Below are 16,280 nucleotides of genomic sequence, written 5' to 3' on the forward strand. Positions count from 1 at the left end.
CCGGCCGTTTATTTTAACCTGGCTTTAATACTTACTACGATGAAAAACGCATTATTATCCGGTTTAGTTATCGGTATTTTTAGTGGCCTTTGGCTGTTTATTATGTACAAAATGGGCTATGGCCTGGAAGATTCAAAGGTTTCTCCGTTTGAATATATATCTGTGCTAATACCCATTATTGGTTTATTAATCGGCATAAAAGATTACCGCGACAATTACCTGGGCGGAAATATGGGATTTTTAGAAGCTTTGGTACAAAGTTTTAAAATATTGTTATTTGGTGGTATAATAGCTGTATTTGCCGGCATTGCCTACATAAACTGGGTGGCTGAAGCCAATAACTTCCAGGATTTTTCGGGCCGTATGTTTGGTGCGCTGTTAGTTGGTTTATTGAGTGCTTTGGGTGTATCTTTATTGTATACAACCAAAAGCAATAAAGTTGATTAAAAGATTTTTATCAAAATACCTCGAACTGATATTTTGGGTAGCCGGATTGTTAGCGCTCGCTATCACTGACCCGGCACTTAAAACACACTTTAGCTTATGCCCCGTAAAGATGGCGGGGATGAGTTGGTGCCCAGGCTGCGGCCTGGGCCATTCTATTTCATGGCTTTTCAGAGGAGATATCAAAAATTCATTTGAGGCACATTGGCTGGGCATACCGGCATTAGTGGCTATTTGCTGGAGAGTATATCAACTTTTAACCCCGCGTCGGCGAATCTTCACATAAATTTCACCGTTAAAACTACTTCGCTTACCGACTTGTTTAAATACCTGACCTAATATACCTGGCATACGTTTTAATGAGCCCTTATCTTTACATCATTAATTAAAACGACAATCACTAAAAACAAAAGTTATGTACTCACCAAATGATTCATATTTCGCGTTCCCTGGCATCACTGCCGAGGAAGTACTAATTTTACAACAGGTTACCGCCGAACTTGACGAGCAAAGGAAAGCCCGGTTTTTAACCATATATTCAGCCAAACGCCGAAACCCGCAGGATTTGGTTTTGTTTACACTCTTAGGCTTTATTGGAATAGCCGGTGTTCAGCGCTTTATAGTTGGCCAGGTGTTGATGGGCATATTATATTTGCTAACTGCAGGTTTTTGCTTCATCGGTACAATAATTGACATCGCTAACTATAAAAACCTTACTACTGAATACAATAAGAAAATGGCTTATGAAAGCTTTCAGATAGCTAAAATGTATAATTAATAATATGCCGCTCAATAGCGAAACAGGTAAATATATTATAGCAGCCGGCCTGGTCATAGTACTAGCCGGCTTAATCATTTATTTTTTTGGAGGCAGGCTTAATTGGATTGGGCGCCTCCCGGGTGATATCCGGGTGGAGCGCGAGAATTTTAACTTTTACTTCCCCCTCACTACATTGCTGCTTATTAACTTAATTATTTTTTTGCTGATACGAATTTGGCGCTGGATTAACTAACTTCGGTATTATGAAGCTGTCGCAGTTAACAGATTATTTAGAGAGCCTTGCTCCACTGGCTTACCAGGAAGATTATGATAATGCCGGGCTTATTGTGGGCAGACCGGATAAAGAAATCAGCCAGGCTTTAATCTCGCTCGATTGTACAGAAGCGGTGGTTGACGAAGCTATTGTTACCGGGTGTGAAGTTATCATATCGCATCACCCCATTGTTTTCAAAGGATTAAAAAGATTTAATGGCAATACTTACGTAGAACGTGTGGTTGAAAAAGCTATTAAAAATGATGTAGCTATTTATGCCATACATACCAACCTTGATAATATTGTTGGTGGTGTAAACACCCGTATTGCCGAAACGCTTGGTTTAACCAATTTGCGCATCCTGGCACCCAAAAGCGGGATCCTAAAAAAACTTGTTACTTACGTGCCTGTTGACCACGCCGAACAAGTAAAAAACGCGTTGTTTAAAGCAGGTGCCGGCAGCATAGGCAATTACAGCGAGTGCAGTTTCAGTACAGATGGTACCGGAACGTTTAAGGGCGATGAAGGAACAAACCCTTACGTGGGCGAGCCCGGTGTACGTCATCACGAGGATGAATTGCGTATCGAGATGATATACCCTGCTAACATAGAAAGCAAAATTGTAATGACCCTGGTGCTCGCTCACCCTTATGAAGAGGTGGCCTATGATCTGTACAATTTAACCAACCGCCATCAGCAGGTAGGTTCAGGAATGATCGGCGAATTGGATGAAGCTGTAAGCGAGGAAGAATTTTTACAATTAATAAAGGAAAACATGCAAACCGGCGTGATAAGGCACACCGCTTTAAGAGGTAGGCCTGTACGGAAAGTGGCTGTGTGCGGAGGGGCCGGCGGGTTTTTATTAAGGCATGCCATGGCCGCCGGTGCAGATATATTTGTTACTGCTGATTATAAATACCACGAGTTTTTTGATGCCGATGGAAAAATAGTGATAGCGGATATCGGGCATTTTGAAAGTGAGCAATTTACGCAGGAATTATTGTATGAAATAATTAGGAAAAAATTTGTTACCTTTGCCGTCCGTTTAACAACGATAAATACAAACCCCGTCAAATATTTTATTTAATGGAACAAACCGTTGAACAAAAGCTAAAAGCTTTATACGATCTGCAAGCAGTACATACAAAGATTGATAAAATACGCCAGGTGCGTGGTGAACTGCCTGTTGAGGTTGCCGACCTTGAGGACGATGTTGCAGGTCTTGAAACCCGTATACAGAAGCTTAAAGGTGAGCTTGATGATATTGAGGATGATATTGTAACGCGTAAGAACCTGATAAAGGACGCGCAGGCAAATATTAAGAAATACGAGGCACAGCTTAATGAGGTTAAAAACAACCGCGAGTATGATGCTATATCAAAAGAAATTGAGATACAAGGCCTTGACATACAGGTAAGCGAGAAGAAGATACGTGAATACGGCTTTGAAATAGCGAGCAAAACCCAGGTTTATGAAAAAGCCCTTGCCGACCTTGAAAGCCGCAAAAGCGATTTGAATGCTAAAAAAGACGAGTTAGGTACTATCACAGCCGAGACCGAGAAAGAAGAAACTGAATTGGTTTCGCAGGCTGATAAAGCTACCGTGGGTATTGAAGAGCGTTTGCTTATTGCTTACAACCGTTTGCGTAAAAACGCTAAAAATGGGTTAGCGGTAGTAACCATTCAACGTGATTCGTGCTCAGGTTGTTTCAACCAAATTCCGCCTCAGCGCCAGAGTGACATTCGCCAGCGCAAAAAGATTATTGTTTGCGAGCATTGCGGCCGTATATTGGTTGATGAGCAAATGGCTTTGGAGAACGAAGAAGCGAATGCTTAATTAAAATCCTTCAGCAATATTTAAAAGCGTCCACCAGGGCGCTTTTTTTATTTCTTAAGCTTTTGATTGGTGAAATAGCGGTATATCAAATAAATTACCACACCCAAAACTGTCAGGTTAATGATTGGCCAAACGGATAGTACGGTATCAGGGCTCATAACGGGTATTTAAGTTTTCCGGATACAAAGATAGCAACTCTTTAAATTGTTGGGTGTTAAGCTAGCACTATCTATGCTTATGGCATACTCCTAAAACAACTTGGTTTGCTTACCGCTCTTAGGCATGAATAACGTATAGTCAAACGGTGGCATATCACGCCCGGCCATAAAACGGTTGGTAGCCATGCTAAACATCTGGTGTATGGATTCAGCTATTTTACCGTCCCCGCTCATCCGACGGCCAAAGTCGCTGTCATTCAGTCTTCCGTTGTGGCAGGCTTTTATCATGTTTAATACCTTCTCGGCCCTGTCCGGAAAGGCTTTGTGTATCCAGTCTGTAAATATTTCAGCAATGGCGCCATTAAGGCGTACCATGGTAAACCCTGCCGACACCGCTCCACGGTCGGCGGCGGCCTTTATAATATCGGGTACCTCGTTGCTATTGAGGCCCGGGATGATGGGGGCAGCCATAACCCTCACGGGTACGCCGCTTTGCGATAGCTTTTGTATTACAGCCAGCCTGCCGGTGGCTGTTACGGTACGGGGTTCCAGTTTTTGGCGCAACTGCTCGTTAAGAGATGTAATAGATACATTAACATGCACAAGGTTCATCCTGGCCAACTCACTTATTATATCCAGGTCGCGCAAAATGAGGTTATTTTTGGTGATAAAGCTTACGGGGTTGCGATACTTTAAAAATACCTGCAGTAATGCGCGGGTAATCTTCAGCTTACGCTCAATGGGTTGATAGCAATCGGTGTTTCCTGAAAGTACTATGCAAACAGGCTCATAATTCTTTTTATTAAAGTATTGCTCAAGTAGTTCGGCAGCATTACGTTTTACAATGATCTTGCGCTCAAAATCAAGCCCGGCGCTGAAGCCATAATATTCGTGGCTGTTGCGTGCATAGCAGTATATGCAGCCATGTTCGCATCCCTGGTACGGGTTGATGGAATGCATATGGCTAAGGTCGGGACTGTTAGATTCGCTCACTATTTTTTTTGTAGTTTCTTCAAAAATTTGCGTCCCGGTGTTTTCCAGCATAACCTCGTCAACCCCTTCTATATGCTCTAAAACGTATTTATTTTTTAAAAACTTGTTATGCACGTTAACCTGCGCACCCCTGCCCTTAAAAAACTCCGAATTATCCTCATGCGACATAGCTACAAATTTGCTAATATTTTTAGCAATAGCAAAGGGTTAATATTTTAATTTTCATGTTTTGTACTAACAAGCAAGCATCAGGAATGTGCCGCAATCAGTTGCCACCAATAAATGATTATGCTCTTTTGATCATTAAAAATACCGTGAAGTAGGTATTTTTTTGAAGGAGGGTATATCACATATTTGTGCCGGCAGAATATGATGTGTTTCAGCATGCCGGTTCGCATCATAAAAAATAGGGGTATTTTCTGCTAAATATAAAGATCGGTCCCTTGTGCCTAAAGGCGCAAGGGATTTTTTATAAGTTATAATAAAACAAATCAGAGCGGCCCGCATTAACCATTTGATGCGAAAATTCCTGCAACGCTTGCTGACCAAACCGGTATCGCGCCTGGCCGACAAATATTCATCACGGCCGGATAAGCGACGTGTCTACGTGGCCCTTAACAGGTTGTATAATAATATTGTGGCCGGCAGAGGTAAAAAGGGTCCGGTAATTGATTTCGATAGCACTAAAGATAAGTTCGTGATCCTGTCTGACCAGCACAAGGGTGGACGCGATCGTTCAGATATATTCGCACTGGCCGAAAATAACTACCTGGCCGCGCTGGAACACTATAACAGCAAAGACTATACTTACATAAACTTAGGCGATAGTGAAGAGCTTTGGGGCAATCTGTTTATCACAGTAAATAGCCATAACAAAGCTACTTTTGCTATGGAGCGGGAATTTTTAAAACGAAAAGCGTTTATAAAAATATTTGGCAACCACGATCTTTATTGGGATAATGACCCCCTGGCTGCGCTTAGCGTGTTGCAGGTATACGGCGAGTCGATAAAAGTATATGAAGGTGCAGTATTAAAAACAACCATTGATAACCAACCTTTATCAATTTTTTTAACACATGGCCACCAGGGCGACAGGCAAAGTGACGGTAACTGGTTTAGCAAATGGTTCGTATCAAATATTTGGGCGCCGCTGCAATCATTTTTGCAAATTAACCTGAACACGCCTGCCTATAATAACCAGCTGAAAACCGATCATAACCGTATTATGTACGAATGGGTTGCAGAAAAAGAAAATATGTTGCTTATTACCGGCCATACACATCAACCGGTGTTCGCTTCATTTACACATCTGGAAAAATTGTATAACGAATTATTAAAAGCAAAAGCAGCCAATAATTTAAATAAGATGGCCGATTTGCAAAAACAGGTGAACATAAAACAATATGAAGGGGAAACCATCCCCAATTTTACTGCTTATAAACCTACCTACTTCAATACCGGCTGCTGTTGTTTTAGTGATGGCGATATAACCGGTATAGAAATATGCGAAGACTGTATCAGGCTTATAAAGTGGGAATACGATGCGAACGGGACAAGTAAGCGTTTCGTATTGGATGAAACAACATTGAGCGAGCTTATCAAACCTATGGCTACGCCAGAAAGTGTTTCGACCGTTCCTTCTGAAGAATAAAGTTAGATTATTGTGCGAAGCGTTTGTAAACCGATAAGTTGTGGGCCCGTATTTTTTAGACAACCCGTTCAGGGTGTTAAGGGTTCGCCATCAAGCATAAACACAAACAGTTCTTTAGGTCCGTGGGCTCCCAACACAAGTGTTTTTTCTATATCTGCTGTGCGGCTGGGCCCGGTAACGGTTGTTATCATTGAAGGCAGGTTACTCCCGTATTTAGTTTTAATGAGTTTAAGAGCATCCTTAATGTCAGGAACAAGCTGTGAACTATACGCCAGTACAATGTGTACAGGCGGGTAAATACTGAGCCTCCGGCCGGCCATATCACCGTTACTCAGCATAACACTGCCATTGCGCGCTATAAGTGCCTCACATAATGTAAAGCCTACCTGTGCCTGGTCAAAGTCTTTATCGGTTTCAAAGTAAGGATATCCGTATTGTTTTAATATTTGCTGCAAGCCGGGTTCCCAACAGTAAATTTTGTGCCATTTGCGTTCCTCGGCCAGTTCAATAAGGTTTTCAATAAAGTCTATTTCGCTTTCGCAAAAAACAAACTGACCCTTTACTGCCGTAAACTCTTCTGCAAAAACAATTTCCAGCATATCATCCATGGGCGGATACAGTGGCTGCTCTTCGAGGTTTGGGTAAGGGTTGTCCCTTTTCTCCAACAGTGCCTTGCGGATTTTTTTTAAAAGCTTTTCTTTAGCTGTAGTTATATCCCTCATGCGTAAAAAAAGAAGCCACCCGCCGTGAAGCGGGTGGCTTTTTAATAAAAACTATTTACCTGGCCGTGTCAGTGCCGCTGGCATCCTTTTCTTCCGGATTACGGTTAAAAGTGCCTGAATGATCGCTCACGCCTTCATGTACCAGGTTTTGCGCTGCGGGCTCCTGGTTTGAATCGCCTTCAGTTCCGTTTACAAATTCATCATACGTAGTACGGTGATCAAACGGACGTTTACCTAATATCTCTTCAAGATCTGACTGGAATAAGATCTCTTTTTCTAAAAGTTTGTTTGCCAGTTTCTCTAAACCATCGCGTTTGTCAATAAGCAATTGCTTGGTGCGGTCATAAACAGCGTTAATCTGGTTGCGTACCTCCTGGTCAATCAGCTCGGAGGTTTTTTCGGAGTAAGGTTTGTTAAACTGGTACTCGCCTTGCGTATCGTTAAATGATACATTGCCTACCTTTTCGTTCATGCCGTATATAGTAACCATAGCATAAGCCAGTTTGGTAATTCGCTCAAGGTCGTTTTGCGCGCCGGTAGATATTTTTCCGAAGGTAATATCTTCAGCTACACGTCCGCCCAAAGTCATACACATACCGTCAAGCAATTGCTCGGTAGTATATAAAAATTGCTCTTTAGGCAGGTATTGTGCATAGCCCAATGCCGCAACACCACGAGGAACTATCGAAACTTTTACCAACGGGTCTGCATGCTCTAAAAACCAACCGGCAATAGCGTGGCCAGCTTCGTGGTAAGCCACAATGCGTTTTTCTTCGGGCGATATAATCTTGTTCTTCTTCTCAAGGCCACCAATCACACGGTCAATCGCGTCCTGAAAGTCCTGCATATCCACCGCCTCTTTGTTTTTACGGGCGGCTATCAGGGCAGCCTCGTTACAAACGTTGGCAATTTCAGCCCCTGCAAAACCCGGTGTTTGTGCCGAAAGTTTTTTAGCGTCAACGCCTTCGGCAAGCTTAACAGGTTTTAAGTGCACCTTAAATATTTGCTCACGGCCTACCAGGTCCGGTTTATCAATAGATACCTGCCTGTCAAAACGGCCGGGGCGAAGTAAAGCAGAGTCAAGTACGTCCGGCCGGTTAGTGGCCGCCAGTATAATAATACCAGAATCGGTACCGAAACCATCCATCTCTACCAGTAACTGGTTCAGCGTATTCTCACGCTCATCGTTGCCGCCCACAATATTGTTTTTACCACGTGCGCGGCCAATAGCGTCTATCTCATCAATGAAAATGATACACGGCGCTTTATCTTTAGCCTGGCGGAATAAATCGCGTACACGGGAAGCACCCACACCCACAAACATTTCCACAAAGTCCGATCCGGATAGTGAAAAGAAAGGCACCTGTGCTTCGCCTGCAACGGCTTTAGCCAGCAAGGTTTTACCGGTACCCGGCGATCCTACCAACAACGCACCCTTAGGTATTTTACCACCCAGGTTGGTATATTTTTTGGGGTTTTTAAGGAAATCTACAATCTCCATAACTTCCTGCTTCGCCTCTTCCAAACCGGCCACGTCATTAAACGTAACTGATACCTGTGCTTCTTTATCAAACAGCGTAGCTTTTGATTTGCCAATATTGAAAATCTGGCCGCCAGGACCGCCGCCGGCTCCACCGCTCATACGGCGCATAATAAACATCCAAACCACAACAAGTACTACACCCATCAATACAAACTGCAGGAAAGGGCTCGACAGCCAGTTTTCGTGCTGCACATAAACTATAGGCGTTTTCTGGGTATCAGGTAAGTCCTTCTCAGCGTTGTTAATGGATTGCTTCAAGCTTTCGTAGGATGCATCCGTAAACGTATACTGCGGGCCATCTGACATGCTTAACGAACGTTTATTTTTATTTATTTCGGCATACTCAGGCTTGTTTTTCAGTGCATCTTTTTTGATATACACATCCGCATAAACTAACTCGCCGCTCTTATATACTTCAACCTTTTCAACATCATGCTGTTTAAGCATTTTAGTTTCAAAAGTTTTGTAATTTATCATAGTTCCGCGCGAACTGTCTAAGATCGGGGGTATAACTAGCAAGGCTATAATAACTACCCCATACAGCCACATCAGGTTAAACTTAGGGGGTTTTGGTGTTATTTTTTTATTTGGTACTTTCCGTATAGGATTTGGCTTTTGCAACTTTTTATCTTTCATTTTATTTTACCTGGCTCAAACTTACAATCAATAATTAACAATTTACATGTATTGTATTGAAGGAGTTTAAGCGCTTTTATAACTTTTAATTTCGGCATCGCCCCACAGATCTTCTACGCCGTAAAATTCGCGTTTATCAGTCCTGAAGATGTGTATAACAACATCCACATAATCAAGCAAAATCCATTCGTTGTATTCAAGCCCTTCTTTACGCCATGGTTCTTGCCCGGTAGCTTTAAATATCTCCTCTTCAACGCTGTTGGCAATGGCCCTAACCTGGGTTGATGAGTCGGCATGGGATATTACAAAATAATCAGAAACTGAACTAAATATGTTCCGAAGATCCAACCTCACAATATCATTCCCCTTTTTTTCCTGTATGCCGTGTATGGCTAATTCAGAAATGTAAGCGGACTCACTTATCACTTTATTTTTTACCATCAAAAAGAATTAGTTTTGAACGATTTAATTTATAAGAATATTATACTTTGCAAAATAACATATTTTCGGGATTATTTGTTGGACAAAATTTTGTGACACTTAAAGAAGTTGACTCAACCAACAATTTCCTGAAAAACATAGTGTCAAATTCCAAGCCAGTACCCGAGGGAACGGTCATTATGGCAGAGTCGCAATATGCGGGGCGCGGACAGCAGCATAACGGCTGGCATGCCGAACCCGGCAAAAATCTTACTTTCAGTTTGTTGTTAAATCCCGCATTTCTACCTGTTGTAAATCAATATGATTTGAACAGGGCGGTTAGTTTAGGTGTGTTTAACGCCCTGCAACCATTGCTGGGGCCTGCGTTAAAAATTAAGTGGCCAAACGACATTTACTATGGCGACAAAAAGCTTGGCGGTATATTAATAGAGAATATTATCCAGGGCAGCCAGTTAAAGCACAGCATAGCCGGTATAGGCATTAACGTTAATCAGTTTCACTTCCCCGGTCATTTGCCCAATGCGGTCTCTGTAAAGCAAATCTTACACAGGGATTATGATTTAAAGGTATTATTGTCAGAAATTTGCAGTCATATAGAAGCCTGCTATTTAAAATTAAAAGCAGGGCAGTACTTATGGTTACGGGACGAATACACCAAAAATTTATACTGGTTAAACGAAACCCGCAATTTCAAATCAAATAACACGGTTTTTGCAGCGGTTATTAAGGAGGTAAAGCCAAATGGCTTGCTCGCTTTACAAAAGCAGCAGGAAGAAGTGACGTTTAATTTAAAGGAAATTGAATTTTTAATAAACTATCCATGAAGAAATTTTTGATGTTAACAGTTGCTGTACTACTCACTACAACGGTATTTGCACAGATAGAAAAACCGGTTAAGTGGTCGTACGCGGCAAAAAAGATAAACAGTAAAGAGGCTGTGGTGTTGATTAAAGCAACCGTGCAAAAAGGCTGGCACATTTACTCGCAGTTTGGTAAGGATGATGGGCCAATCCCTACCACATTTACATTTACCCCTTCAAAAGATTATACACTGGCAGGTAAAGCAAGCGAGCCTAAAGGTATAACCAAGTACGAGGCCGTTTTTAAAACCAATGTTACTTATTTTGAAAATACCGTGATATTTCAGCAGAAAATAAAACTTAATAAGGCTGCCGCAATGGTTAAGGGTAGTATTGAATATATGGTATGCAACGAGTTTAAGTGTATAAAAGACGATACCGAGTTTAGCATACCGGTAAACTAATAGCGGTTAGCATGAGATACCCTTTCAACTTCCGCTGGTTAACATTATTTTTTTTCTTATCAATCGTTCTTGTATCTGCATTAGGCGTGGTCAATGCCCAGGATACCATATCAACTGAGGGCATAGAATTTACAGAAATGCCCGCTGCGACGGACAGTGTTGCCCGGCAAGCGGATACGATACAACAAGATGCAGACACTGTTATCGGGAACACAGACCTGCCGGCGGACAACGAAAGTCCTCAAACCTTATGGCAAATATTCTTTGCAGGATTTATTGGGGGCCTTATAGCGGTTACCATGCCGTGCATATATCCCATGCTGCCTTTAACAGTAAGCTTTTTTACAAAAAAGGCAGGATCGCGTAACAAGGCAATATTACAATCAACAATTTACGGCATATCTATTATTGTTATCTATGTGGCGCTTGGTTTACTTATAACATTAATTTTTGGTGCTGATGCGTTGAACGCGCTCGCTACAAATGGCATATTTAATATATTCTTTTTCCTGTTACTGGTAGTATTCGGCATATCATTTTTGGGCGCGTTTGAAATTACGTTACCGGGCTCACTTGCCAATAAGCTCGATGAAAACTCAAACAAGGGAGGCCTGGCAGGCATATTTTTTATGGCAGCCACGCTGGTGGTTGTTTCATTTTCATGCACCGGACCAATAATAGGCACCTTGCTGGTTGATGCGGCATCTAAGGGCGAACGATTGGGTCCCGCTGTCGGGATGTTCGGCTTCTCAGTAGCATTGGCACTGCCGTTTGCGGCTTTCGCTATGTTCCCGTCGGCTTTAAAAAGTCTTCCGAAATCTGGTGGGTGGTTAAACAGCGTTAAAGTGGTGCTGGGCTTTTTGGAGCTGGCCTTTGCACTTAAGTTCCTGTCAAATGTCGATTTGGCTTATCACTGGGATTGGTTTGACCGCGAAATATTTTTATCACTTTGGATAGCTATATTTTTTTTGATGGGCTTATACCTCATCGGCAAGATCAGGTTTTCGCATGATAGTGAACTGCCTTACCTGACGGTTCCGCGTACATTTTTAGCCATTATTGTTTTTGCCTTTGTAGCTTATATGGTGCCCGGTTTGTGGGGTGCGCCGCTAAAGTCTATCAGCGCATTTTTGCCCCCGCCGGCCACACAGGATTTTTATTTAAGTAATGCCGGGCATTCAGCAACTAACACGATAACGGCGACAAAGGAGAAAAAATATGAGGCTATATTTCGCCGTGGTAAAATCAGGGGGCTTGATGCCTGGTATGATTATGAACAGGCTCTGCAGGTATCAAAAGAACTTAAAAAACCGATACTAATAGATTTTACCGGGTGGAATTGTGTGAACTGCCGTAAAATGGAAGTGGATGTTTGGGAGAACCCCGAAGTGTTTAAACGCCTGCGTGATAATTATGTGTTGCTACAGTTATATGTTGACGATAAAACCCCGCTTGAAGCAAAAGAAGAGTATAAATCTACCTTTAGTGGCAAAAAAATCACTAATTTAGGCGCCAAATGGAGCGATTTACAGGCCTCGAGGTTTAATGCCAATTCGCAGCCATTTTATGTTTTGCTGGATAGCGAAGGTAATTTACTGAAACACAGTAATAATCAAATAATAAAGCCATCCGGTGCAGATTTTAACATTAGCAGTTATATAAAATTTTTAGACAGCGGCATAGCTGCCTATAATAACAACCAATGACGCAGATTAAAAATATAGGAGTTTTTACCTCCGGCGGCGATTCGCCGGGAATGAATGCCGCTATACGGGCGGTAGTACGTACAGCATTATACCATGATTTACAGGTTACAGGCATACGCCGCGGTTACGAGGGTATGATAAACGGCGATTACGAGCCGATGAACCGTAAATCAGTTTCAAATATTATTCAGCGCGGGGGCACCATTTTAAAATCTGCCCGCAGTACTGATTTTCAAACTCCCGAAGGCCGCAAACTTGCCTTTTTCCAGTTAAAAAAACATAAGATAGATGCATTGGTAGCCATAGGCGGCGACGGTACATTTACTGGTGCTAAACTGTTGGGAGAGGAGCATGATATACCCGTTATAGGACTGCCCGGCACCATTGATAATGATTTAATTGGTACCGATTTTACCATTGGCTATGACACGGCAATTAATACCGTTGTAAATGCGGTGGATAAGATACGCGATACCGCCGAGTCACACGACAGGCTTTTTATTGTTGAAGTGATGGGGCGTGATTCGGGATTGATAGCATTGCGTACAGGTGTAGCCTCGGGTGCCGAGTCGGTATTATTACCCGAAACAGATCTAGGTCTGGATGCCCTGATGTATAGGCTTGAACATGGCCGCAAGGATAAATCATCGCGCATAGTTATCGTGGCTGAAGGTGAGCGCGAAGGCGGAGCGTTTGAGATTGGCGACATTGTAAAAGCTAAGTTCCCTAATATTGATACACGCGTATCCATATTAGGCCATATACAGCGCGGCGGCAGGCCAACTTGTATGGATAGGGTTTTGGCGAGCCGCTTAGGCTATGCAGCTGTTGAAGCACTGAAAGAAGGCAGGCGGGGTGAGATGTTAGGTGTAATACACGGTGAAATTGCTTACACACCTTTTGAAAAGGCTATAAAACACAGCCCGGAAATAAATAAAACAATGGTAAAAATTGTTGAGGTGCTGTCGTTATAATAACAACAGTCAATCATATTTTAAGAGAGGAATTTAAAGCGGACTAACGTAACGGCTTTTAAATTCCTCTCTTGTTTTGTGTGCTTTTACAAAAGCGCCGCGGCCACTTCCTCCCAGGTGTTTACCCGTTCATACTCATCATAAGCCATATTATGCGGTGAGGTAAATAGCAATTTACGGCCGTCAAAGTTTACAAAGTTCTTTACACGGTCATCTATCATAATATCAACATTTACAATTTTATGGCCGCAAAAAATAATGTTGGTCCAGGATATGTACGGAAAATGCTCATTCAACCATTCCAGTTTATCTGCCAGCGAATTTTTAAATTCCATTGCTGCCGAAACTATATATACATCATACTTTTCCGCAAGTTTTGGCATTACCTCAAGTGCACCTTGCATTACAGGGATATCCCTGAAAAAGCCCGGCTCGTTAATATATTCCCTTAATGTATAGCGTATGTAGGCAGGCAGTAATTCATGAAATTCTTTACCGGGCTGTAGTTTATCTATCGTAAAGTCGGTGTTGTGTTTTTCATTGTATATGGCGATGAATTTTCCAATGGTATCAGCTAAAACTTCATCCATGTCTATCGCCAGGCGTAGTTTGTTATTCATAGTGTCAAAGTTACACTATTAGGCACTGCATTTGAACATTCCACGGTCAAAATGCCCGGTAAACTCAATTAAATACTGCACTGTTTCAATTATTTACAACCCGGATTTTTAAATGTGCTTATTTTTTGTACCTTTGCGTCCCCGCTGAAAGAAACTCCGGGATAATGTTGAATACATAATTAAAACAAAAAAATGGCAACTAAGATCAGATTGCAAAGACATGGTAAAAAAGGGAAGCCTTTTTACTACATTGTGGTAGCAGACGCACGTGCTCCACGTGACGGGCGCTTTATTGAGCGTTTAGGTTCATACAACCCTAACACCAACCCGGCTACTATCGACATCAACTTTGATAAAACCTTTGAGTGGGTAAGCAATGGTGCACAACCAACAGATACCTGCCGCGCTATATTATCATACAAAGGCGTTCTTTACAAAAAACACCTTGAAGGCGGTATTAAAAAAGGTGCGTTAACACAAGAGCAGGCCGACGCGAAATTTGCCGAGTGGCTTGGTCAGAAAGACGAAAAAATTAGCGGTAAAAAATCAGGTTTAACTTCAGCTAAGGAAGAAGCGCGTAAAGCTGCTTTAGCCGCTGAAGCTAAAAAGAAGGAAGAAAGGGCTGCCGCGATAGCTGCTAAAAATACGCCTCCGGCTGAAGAAGTAGCTGAAACTGAAGAAGAAGTTGCTGGCGATGAAACTCCGGTAGCTGAAACTGAAGAAGCTCCCGCTGCTGAAGCACCTGCGGCTGAAGAAGATAAAAAAGAAGACGCTGAATAATTATTCAATGGCTTATTATATAATGGCGATGCACCCAACGGTCATCGCCATTGTTGTTTAAATATGTTTTGTTATGAAAGTTGAGGATTGTTTCAGAATAGGCAGCATTTTAAAAACACGCGGCCTTAAAGGTGAGATGCAGCTATATGTTGATTTTGAACGGTTGGATACCATAAAATTCAATTCGCTTTTTGTGGATATGGCTGGTAAGCTGGTGCCATACTTCGTAAAGTCGATCAAGTATCCTATGCCGGGCACCGTATATCTTAACCTGGAGGATATTGACACAGTTGAAAAAGCCTCGCCATTGGTGAAAAAGAATCTTTACCTGCCAAATAAGCTAAAGCCCGAAATTGATGAAGATAATTTTACTTTATTTGACCTGATGGGTTTTATTGCCATTGACGAGTACGAGGGCGAACTGGGCGGGATTATTGATGTGCAGGAATATCCACAACAGATTATAGCCACCGTACGCTACAAAAACCGCGAGGTATTATTCCCGCTTAATGAAGAAATTATTAAAGGCATTGACGTAAACCAAGGTGTTGTTAATATTGATTTACCCGAAGGCTTGCTGGATATTTACTTAGATTAATCAAGGTGTTCTATAATCACTAACACTTATCTTTACCTAATGCGTTTTGATATTATAACCGTATTGCCGGGATTGCTAGAAAGCCCATTTGCGCATTCAATTTTACAGCGGGCCCAAAAAAAAGGGATTGCCGAAATACATATTCATAACCTGCGCGATTATGCCACCAATAAACACAAAAGTGTTGACGACTATCCTTACGGTGGCGGCAGCGGCATGGTAATGTCTATCGAACCATTTGCAGCTTGTATTGAAAAGCTTAAAGCCGAACTTGAATATGATGAGGTAATATTTATGACGCCTGACGGCGAGACGCTAAACCAGCGAATAGCTAACCAGCTTTCCGTGAAAAAGAACGTGATCATACTTTGCGGGCATTACAAAGGTATTGACCAACGCATACGCGATATTTATGTAACGCGTGAGCTATCCATTGGCGATTACGTGCTATCCGGTGGCGAGCTTCCTGCCGCAGTGTTGGTGGACGCCGTAGTGAGGTTGATACCAGGCGTACTATCTGATGAAACTTCGGCCTTGTCTGATTCTTTCCAGGACGACATGCTGGATGCGCCTGTATACACCCGTCCTGCCGATTGGAACGGGCACACAGTACCAAAAATATTGCTAAGCGGGCATGCAGGCGAAATTGAAAAATGGCGTTTTGAACAGGCGCTTGAACGCACAAAGACACGCAGGCCGGATTTGTTAAAGTAGTTTACATCAGAGATTAAAAATTGCCGGTTTGACGATGATTAAAAATAAATTATCCCTTAAAAAAATACATTGCGGATTTTTTTAAAATCGGCTTTTTATTGTCAGATAATTTCCCTATAATTGCAATCCGATTTTTACGGGTTAAAAATCGCTTTTAAAGGCTAAA

At 42.2% G+C, this 16,280-nt stretch carries 19 protein-coding genes and 1 pseudogene; 15 read left to right on the forward strand and 5 right to left on the reverse strand.

The window, feature by feature from the left end; translation table 11 throughout:
• Positions 1-39: 39 nt before the first annotated feature.
• From DJ568_RS10530 to DJ568_RS10555, 7 genes and pseudogenes are all read left to right on the forward strand, one after another.
• Positions 40-447 (forward strand): DUF4199 domain-containing protein, encoded by a 408-nt coding sequence (locus DJ568_RS10530; RefSeq protein WP_114005230.1) that lies wholly within the window; start codon positions 40-42, stop codon positions 445-447.
• Between the two features lie 118 nt (positions 448-565).
• Positions 566-628, forward strand: a pseudogene (locus DJ568_RS17480) (DUF2752 domain-containing protein); the annotation flags it as partial.
• Between the two features lie 20 nt (positions 629-648).
• Positions 649-783 (forward strand): hypothetical protein, encoded by a 135-nt coding sequence (locus DJ568_RS17550; protein ID WP_262510677.1) that lies wholly within the window; start codon positions 649-651, stop codon positions 781-783.
• A 76-nt stretch (positions 784-859) separates the two neighbouring features.
• Positions 860-1,222: a TM2 domain-containing protein gene (locus DJ568_RS10540; protein WP_114005232.1), complete on the forward strand. Its 363-nt coding sequence runs from the start codon at positions 860-862 to the stop codon at positions 1,220-1,222.
• A 4-nt stretch (positions 1,223-1,226) separates the two neighbouring features.
• The gene (locus tag DJ568_RS10545; RefSeq protein WP_114005233.1) at positions 1,227-1,457 is read left to right on the forward strand and encodes a DUF2905 domain-containing protein; all 231 of its coding nucleotides are present in this window, start codon (positions 1,227-1,229) and stop codon (positions 1,455-1,457) included.
• Positions 1,458-1,467: 10 nt separating this feature from the next.
• Entirely contained in the window at positions 1,468-2,565 is a 1,098-nt protein-coding gene (locus DJ568_RS10550; protein WP_114005234.1) for a Nif3-like dinuclear metal center hexameric protein, read from the forward strand.
• Positions 2,565-3,314 carry a zinc ribbon domain-containing protein gene (locus DJ568_RS10555; protein WP_114005235.1) on the forward strand — a complete coding sequence of 250 codons (750 nt, stop codon included), beginning with the start codon at positions 2,565-2,567 and terminating at the stop codon, positions 3,312-3,314. The genes DJ568_RS10550 and DJ568_RS10555 overlap by 1 nt, the downstream gene beginning before the upstream one ends.
• A gap of 248 nt (positions 3,315-3,562) precedes the next feature.
• On the opposite strand, the gene DJ568_RS10560 is transcribed toward DJ568_RS10555, so the two are convergent.
• Positions 3,563-4,633 carry a PA0069 family radical SAM protein gene (locus tag DJ568_RS10560; RefSeq protein ID WP_114005236.1) on the reverse strand — a complete coding sequence of 357 codons (1,071 nt, stop codon included), beginning with the start codon at positions 4,631-4,633 and terminating at the stop codon, positions 3,563-3,565.
• 349 nt (positions 4,634-4,982) lie between these two features.
• Here DJ568_RS10560 and DJ568_RS10570 point away from each other — a divergent pair, with 349 nt between their 5' ends.
• The gene (locus DJ568_RS10570; RefSeq protein WP_114005238.1) at positions 4,983-6,116 is read left to right on the forward strand and encodes a metallophosphoesterase; all 1,134 of its coding nucleotides are present in this window, start codon (positions 4,983-4,985) and stop codon (positions 6,114-6,116) included.
• Between the two features lie 68 nt (positions 6,117-6,184).
• Here DJ568_RS10570 and DJ568_RS10575 read toward each other — a convergent pair whose 3' ends face one another.
• The 3 genes from DJ568_RS10575 to rsfS all read right to left on the reverse strand — a co-directional run bounded on the left by DJ568_RS10575 (position 6,185) and on the right by rsfS (position 9,458).
• Positions 6,185-6,838 carry a LutC/YkgG family protein gene (locus DJ568_RS10575; protein WP_114005239.1) on the reverse strand — a complete coding sequence of 218 codons (654 nt, stop codon included), beginning with the start codon at positions 6,836-6,838 and terminating at the stop codon, positions 6,185-6,187.
• 55 nt (positions 6,839-6,893) lie between these two features.
• Entirely contained in the window at positions 6,894-9,017 is a 2,124-nt protein-coding gene (gene ftsH / locus DJ568_RS10580) for an ATP-dependent zinc metalloprotease FtsH (RefSeq protein WP_114005240.1), read from the reverse strand.
• A gap of 66 nt (positions 9,018-9,083) precedes the next feature.
• The gene (rsfS, locus tag DJ568_RS10585) at positions 9,084-9,458 is read right to left on the reverse strand and encodes a ribosome silencing factor (RefSeq protein WP_114005241.1); all 375 of its coding nucleotides are present in this window, start codon (positions 9,456-9,458) and stop codon (positions 9,084-9,086) included.
• 47 nt (positions 9,459-9,505) lie between these two features.
• On the opposite strand from rsfS, the gene DJ568_RS10590 reads away from it, so the two are divergent.
• From DJ568_RS10590 to pfkA, 4 genes are read left to right on the forward strand one after another with little or no spacing between them, the layout of a single operon-like run.
• Complete coding sequence (locus DJ568_RS10590; protein WP_114005242.1) at positions 9,506-10,282, forward strand: biotin--[acetyl-CoA-carboxylase] ligase; 777 nt, start codon at positions 9,506-9,508, stop codon at positions 10,280-10,282.
• On the forward strand, positions 10,279-10,722 hold the full coding sequence (locus DJ568_RS10595) for a protein-disulfide reductase DsbD domain-containing protein (protein WP_114005243.1): 444 nt from the start codon (positions 10,279-10,281) through the stop codon (positions 10,720-10,722). The genes DJ568_RS10590 and DJ568_RS10595 overlap by 4 nt, the downstream gene beginning before the upstream one ends.
• Positions 10,723-10,733: 11 nt before the next feature.
• A complete protein-coding gene (locus DJ568_RS10600; protein WP_114005244.1) occupies positions 10,734-12,428 on the forward strand; it encodes a protein-disulfide reductase DsbD family protein in 1,695 nt (564 codons plus the stop codon).
• The gene (gene pfkA / locus DJ568_RS10605) at positions 12,425-13,402 is read left to right on the forward strand and encodes a 6-phosphofructokinase (RefSeq protein ID WP_114005245.1); all 978 of its coding nucleotides are present in this window, start codon (positions 12,425-12,427) and stop codon (positions 13,400-13,402) included. Before DJ568_RS10600 ends, pfkA begins: the two co-directional genes overlap by 4 nt.
• A gap of 86 nt (positions 13,403-13,488) precedes the next feature.
• Here pfkA and DJ568_RS10610 read toward each other — a convergent pair whose 3' ends face one another.
• Positions 13,489-14,022: a 5' nucleotidase, NT5C type gene (locus DJ568_RS10610; protein ID WP_233496675.1), complete on the reverse strand. Its 534-nt coding sequence runs from the start codon at positions 14,020-14,022 to the stop codon at positions 13,489-13,491.
• A gap of 192 nt (positions 14,023-14,214) precedes the next feature.
• Between DJ568_RS10610 and DJ568_RS10615 the strand changes: the two genes are divergently transcribed.
• From DJ568_RS10615 to trmD, 3 genes are all read left to right on the forward strand, one after another.
• The gene (locus tag DJ568_RS10615; RefSeq protein WP_114005246.1) at positions 14,215-14,802 is read left to right on the forward strand and encodes a 30S ribosomal protein S16; all 588 of its coding nucleotides are present in this window, start codon (positions 14,215-14,217) and stop codon (positions 14,800-14,802) included.
• 73 nt (positions 14,803-14,875) lie between these two features.
• Complete coding sequence (rimM, locus tag DJ568_RS10620) at positions 14,876-15,400, forward strand: ribosome maturation factor RimM (protein WP_114005247.1); 525 nt, start codon at positions 14,876-14,878, stop codon at positions 15,398-15,400.
• A gap of 39 nt (positions 15,401-15,439) precedes the next feature.
• Positions 15,440-16,114, forward strand: a complete 675-nt coding sequence (trmD, locus tag DJ568_RS10625; RefSeq protein WP_114005248.1) for a tRNA (guanosine(37)-N1)-methyltransferase TrmD — start codon at positions 15,440-15,442, stop codon at positions 16,112-16,114.
• The last annotated feature ends 166 nt before the right edge of the window (positions 16,115-16,280 follow it).

Origin of the sequence: Mucilaginibacter hurinus, assembly GCF_003324525.1 — a bacterium.
Taxonomy (GTDB): domain Bacteria; phylum Bacteroidota; class Bacteroidia; order Sphingobacteriales; family Sphingobacteriaceae; genus Mucilaginibacter; species Mucilaginibacter hurinus.

What these genes read in the sequence shown, in the direction of transcription:
- DJ568_RS10610 (WP_233496675.1), bottom strand. Translation starts at nt 14,022, where the DNA reads ATGAATAACAAACTACGCCTGGCGATAGACATGGATGAAGTTTTAGCT.
- DJ568_RS10530 (WP_114005230.1), top strand. Translation starts at nt 40, where the DNA reads ATGAAAAACGCATTATTATCCGGTTTAGTTATCGGTATTTTTAGTGGC.
- DJ568_RS10550 (WP_114005234.1), top strand. Translation starts at nt 1,468, where the DNA reads ATGAAGCTGTCGCAGTTAACAGATTATTTAGAGAGCCTTGCTCCACTG.
- DJ568_RS10545 (WP_114005233.1), top strand. Translation starts at nt 1,227, where the DNA reads ATGCCGCTCAATAGCGAAACAGGTAAATATATTATAGCAGCCGGCCTG.
- ftsH (WP_114005240.1), bottom strand. Translation starts at nt 9,017, where the DNA reads ATGAAAGATAAAAAGTTGCAAAAGCCAAATCCTATACGGAAAGTACCA.
- DJ568_RS10575 (WP_114005239.1), bottom strand. Translation starts at nt 6,838, where the DNA reads ATGAGGGATATAACTACAGCTAAAGAAAAGCTTTTAAAAAAAATCCGC.
- DJ568_RS10540 (WP_114005232.1), top strand. Translation starts at nt 860, where the DNA reads ATGTACTCACCAAATGATTCATATTTCGCGTTCCCTGGCATCACTGCC.
- DJ568_RS10600 (WP_114005244.1), top strand. Translation starts at nt 10,734, where the DNA reads ATGAGATACCCTTTCAACTTCCGCTGGTTAACATTATTTTTTTTCTTA.
- trmD (WP_114005248.1), top strand. Translation starts at nt 15,440, where the DNA reads ATGCGTTTTGATATTATAACCGTATTGCCGGGATTGCTAGAAAGCCCA.
- pfkA (WP_114005245.1), top strand. Translation starts at nt 12,425, where the DNA reads ATGACGCAGATTAAAAATATAGGAGTTTTTACCTCCGGCGGCGATTCG.
- DJ568_RS10570 (WP_114005238.1), top strand. Translation starts at nt 4,983, where the DNA reads ATGCGAAAATTCCTGCAACGCTTGCTGACCAAACCGGTATCGCGCCTG.
- DJ568_RS10595 (WP_114005243.1), top strand. Translation starts at nt 10,279, where the DNA reads ATGAAGAAATTTTTGATGTTAACAGTTGCTGTACTACTCACTACAACG.
- rimM (WP_114005247.1), top strand. Translation starts at nt 14,876, where the DNA reads ATGAAAGTTGAGGATTGTTTCAGAATAGGCAGCATTTTAAAAACACGC.
- DJ568_RS10560 (WP_114005236.1), bottom strand. Translation starts at nt 4,633, where the DNA reads ATGTCGCATGAGGATAATTCGGAGTTTTTTAAGGGCAGGGGTGCGCAG.
- DJ568_RS10555 (WP_114005235.1), top strand. Translation starts at nt 2,565, where the DNA reads ATGGAACAAACCGTTGAACAAAAGCTAAAAGCTTTATACGATCTGCAA.
- rsfS (WP_114005241.1), bottom strand. Translation starts at nt 9,458, where the DNA reads ATGGTAAAAAATAAAGTGATAAGTGAGTCCGCTTACATTTCTGAATTA.
- DJ568_RS10615 (WP_114005246.1), top strand. Translation starts at nt 14,215, where the DNA reads ATGGCAACTAAGATCAGATTGCAAAGACATGGTAAAAAAGGGAAGCCT.